The following is a 2,419-nucleotide window of genomic DNA, read 5'->3' as shown; positions in this document are numbered from 1 at the left end:
TCGACCGCATTCCAAAGGTGGAACTCGGCCGAATGTGGGAGCGGGCTTGCTCGCGAAGAGGGTTCAGGCTTCGCTGGTATCTTTGATCAGGTGAGCCGCCAACGTGCGCAACGGCCCCAGTTGCCGACAGATCAGCGCCAATTGCGTCTGCACCAGCCGCTGCCCTTCGTCAATTTCATCCGGCATCTGCTCCAGGTCCACTGCCAAGGCTTCCTCGGCATCACTCTGAATCGCAATTGGCTGCTTGTTCGCCAGCCCGGTGGCGATCTCGTCGATGCTCGCCGCCAGCGTCTTCCCGGCGCCTTCGATCAAGTGCTCGCGCACTTCCGCCGGCAGTTGGGTTTCCCTGTGGGCGCCCAGCCCCGACAGGTAGCTGAGCAGCGTGTGGGACAGCACCAGGAACCTGAACCCCACGTCCGCTTCCTTACGGAAATGCCCCGGCTCCATCAGCATGTTCGCCAGGGTGGTGGACAGCGCGGCGTCGGCGTTGTGGGCATTGCGCCGGGCGAGGCGGTAAGCCAGGTCGTCGCTTTTGCCCGCGGCGTACTGCTGCATGATCTGGCGCAGGTAGATGCTGTTGCAGGTCAGGGTATTGGCCAACACCTTGTTCAGGCGCCGGCCCTGCCAGTCCGGCAGGAACAGGAACACTGCCAGTCCGGCGATCAGGCTGCCGAGCAAGGTATCGAACAGCCGTGGCAGGAACAGCCCGTAGCCGTCGCCCACCTGGTTGAAGCAGAACAGCACCATCAGCGTGATCGCAGCGGTCGCCAGGGTGTAGCGCGTGGTGCGGTTGATAAAGAACACCAGGCCGGCGGCAATGGCGAACATCGACTGGATCAGCGGGTTGGGGAACAGGTCGAACAGCGCCCAGGCGATGGTCAGGCCGATGGCAGTGCCGATGATCCGCTGGCCCAGCTTGCGCCGGGTGGCGCCGTAGTTTGGCTGGCACACGAACAGCGTGGTGAGGATGATCCAATAGCCTTGGGACGGGTGAATCAAGTGCACCATCCAGTAGCCGATACTCAGCGCCAGGGGCAGGCGCAGGGCATGGCGGAACAGCAAGGAGGTTGGTGTCAGCTGCGTGCGCAGGCGCGTCCACATTTCCTTGAGGTTGCGCGGCGCACGGTCCAGCAGGCTGCTGTCGGTGGCATCGGCCAGGCTGTCTGGGTTGGCGGCGTCGCCGAGCAGGCGGTCCAGGGTCGACAGGTTGGCGGCCAGGGCGCGCAGGGAGCGCAGCAGGCCGCGCCAGGCCGGGTTGCTCTGGATGCGCAGGTGTTCCAGGGAGGCGTTGAGGTCGCCCAGGGCTTCGGCGAAGCTGGCGTCATAAACGAACGGCTGGCGCATCTGAATCGATTCGGCCAGGGTCTGGCAGGCCTTGCCTTGCTGGCGCAACAGGCGCTGGCAGCGGAACAGCACGTCGCTGTGGAAGAAGGCTTCGGCGAGGGCGTTGTAAGGGTAGTGCGAGGAGCTGGCGCGCTCGTGGATGTCCTGGGCCAGGAAGTACAGCTTGAGGTAGCGGCTGACCTTGGAGCCCGGGCGACCATTGCCGACCCGGTGCAGGATGATCTCTTTGGCGGCGTTCAGTGCTGCCACCACCCGGCCGTTCTGCTGCGCCAGTTCCAGGCGCCGCGCTTCCACATCCAGTTGGCGGATCGGTTCGAACAATGAGGACTTGAGCTTGAGGTAACGCCCCAGCTCACGAAACAGTCGCGCCAGGCTCTGCTGCACTGGCTGGTTGGAAAACAGCACCTGCCACAACACCGACAGCGCGCCATACCACGCGGCGCCGGCCACCAGCAGCAAGGGTTCATGCCAGAAGTCGGTGACGGCGCCACCGCGCTGGTCCACGCCGATCATGGTGTAGACCGAGAGAATCAGGGTGGCCGAAGCGATCGCCCCATAACGCTCGCCGAGGGCACCGAGCATGGTCAGGCCGAAGCTGGATAGAGCCAGGAAGATCGCGAAGATCCAGGGATAAGGGAAAAGCAGTTCGACGGACAGTGCCGCAGTGCTGAAGCACACCAGTGTCACGGCCAGGGCGTTGAGCCGGCCTTGCCAGTTGTCATCGGTCTCGGCCAGGGCGCTGGCGATAATGCCCAGGAACAGCGGGATCAGCAGCGCCATTTCATTCTGGTACCAGCACAGCGCCATGCTGCCGGTCAGGGCGATGAATACCCGTACGCTGTAACTGAACTTATCCAGTGCCCAAAGGCGCCGCATGGACTGCTTGAAGGAGGTCGATGACATGAAGTCTGGGGTCTTCCGGGACGATGCCGCTAAATTGAGCCAGTAATGACGCCACGGCAAGCGTGGCGATCACATCTGAGAGCAAAATTTATTCCAGTCATTACTTCCAAGCACACCACGAACCAAATGTGGGAGCGGGCTTGCTCGCGAAGGCGGTGTATCAGTCACTGAT

1 protein-coding gene is annotated in these 2,419 nt (G+C 63.0%); it reads right to left on the bottom strand.

Translation table 11 applies throughout. From position 1 onward, the window contains the following. Positions 1-63: 63 nt before the first annotated feature. Entirely contained in the window at positions 64-2,247 is a 2,184-nt protein-coding gene (gene yccS, locus ACW9I6_RS32040) for a YccS family putative transporter (protein WP_177041233.1), read from the bottom strand. Between the last annotated feature and the right edge of the window lie 172 nt (positions 2,248-2,419).

This window comes from Pseudomonas sp. SDO5522_S412, from assembly GCF_054071215.1.
The sequence above is the reverse complement of the archived record's forward strand: the minus strand, read 5'-3'. Positions and strand labels throughout refer to the sequence as shown.

Coding starts and splice junctions, on each gene's coding strand:
- yccS (WP_177041233.1), bottom strand. CDS start 2,247: ATGTCATCGACCTCCTTCAAGCAGTCCATGCGGCGCCTTTGGGCACTG.